This is a genomic window from Armatimonas sp., from assembly GCF_031410135.1.
In the GTDB taxonomy this organism is placed as follows: domain Bacteria; phylum Armatimonadota; class Armatimonadia; order Armatimonadales; family Armatimonadaceae; genus Armatimonas.
In genome coordinates this window covers 1-1,373 of sequence record NZ_JANNYP010000918.1, presented here as the reverse complement: position 1 = coordinate 1,373, position 1,373 = coordinate 1, and the positions used below count along the sequence as shown (strand labels likewise).

Sequence of the window (1,373 nt, the reverse complement as noted above, 5' to 3'; positions counted from 1 at the left end):
GATCCATCGCACGGATCGTTGCGACTGGAGTTTGTTTCATCTGGGTCTGAATTGGATAGAGCATTGCCTCAACGAGGGGCTCCCCCTCAGGACGCGTTTTCCACGTTCGGAACGGAGACGAAAATGTGTCGGGTAGTGAGGCCAATAAAGGACTATTCGCCGAGTACCTGGTAATGAGTGACTTCGAGTTCTGGCTGGATTTCATAGACGCATGGGGGCCAGAGGATGATGCTGGTTCCGATGATGAGCACGAACTTTTCCAGATGGCAGGTATTCCCTTCATCGAGCCGGAGCTTCGGGATTGGCCAGATGTGATCGAGCTTGCCAAGGCGGGCAAGCTGCCCAAGCTCATCACGGAGGCGGATTTTAAGGCCCAGCTTCACGAGCACACGACCTGGTCGGATGGGACGGCGTCGGTGCGGGAGATGGCAGAGGCGGCGCTGGAGCGGGGCTACGAATATCTGGCGATCACCGACCACTCGCCGCTGCTGGCGATTGCCAATGGGCTGAGCCGCGAGCGCGTCTTGGCGCAGCTCGACGAGATCGAGGCGCTGCGTCCGGAGTTTGCGGCGCGGGGGCTGGCGATTCTTTCCGGGCTGGAGGTGGATATCCTCAAAGACGGGACGCTGGACATGGACGACGAGGTTTTGGCGAAGCTAGATATTGTCGTGGCGTCGGTGCACATGCGCTACAAGGAGGACGAGGCGGCGATGACGCAACGCATCTGCAAGGCACTCGCCAGCCCGCACGTGGACATTCTCGGGCACCCGACCGGGCGGATCATGGGCCAGCGCGAGGGCTATCCGCTGGATATAGATGCCGTGATCGCGGCGGCGGCAAAGTACGGGAAAGCGCTGGAGATCAACTCGTCACCCGAGCGCATGGACCTGTGTGACGAGCACGTGAAGAAGGCAAAAGCTGCGGGCGTGAAGATTGCGATCAACTGCGACGCGCACTCGGTCAAGAGCCTGGGAAACCTCTCGTGGGGGCTGTGTATCGCCCGCCGCGCGGGGCTGGAAGTCGGCGATGTGCTCAACTGCTGGGACGAAAAAGCGCTGCGCGGGTGGCTGGGGTAAAAATCGGTTTAGTCGTTTTTGCATGAATCTTGCATTCACGTGTAGATACCATGTCTCAAAAAACGAGTTCTTCTCCCCTTCACTTGCCTTTCCTGGAAGGAATGCGGGCACTGTGTATGATCATCGTGCTCGTCTTTCATGTCTTTGGAATGTGGCCTGACTCGCCAAACCTACCGATTGGCTCTTGGATTGGGGACTGTGTTTTACACGGCCAAGTAGGCGTTGTGGGATTTATTGTTCTCTCGGGATATTGCTTGATGCTCCCTGTCCTCTCTTCCAAAGAGGGGCAGCTGCGTG

The 1,373-nt window shown here is 58.1% G+C and carries 1 protein-coding gene and 1 pseudogene; both read left to right on the top strand.

The genetic code is table 11. The features are described 5' to 3' along the window. Window positions 1-125: 125 nt before the first annotated feature. A complete protein-coding gene (locus tag RMO15_RS32630; protein ID WP_309723362.1) occupies window positions 126-1,076 on the top strand; it encodes a PHP domain-containing protein in 951 nt (316 codons plus the stop codon). 116 nt (window positions 1,077-1,192) lie between these two features. Further along, window positions 1,193-1,373: pseudogene (locus RMO15_RS32625) on the top strand (acyltransferase); the annotation flags it as partial.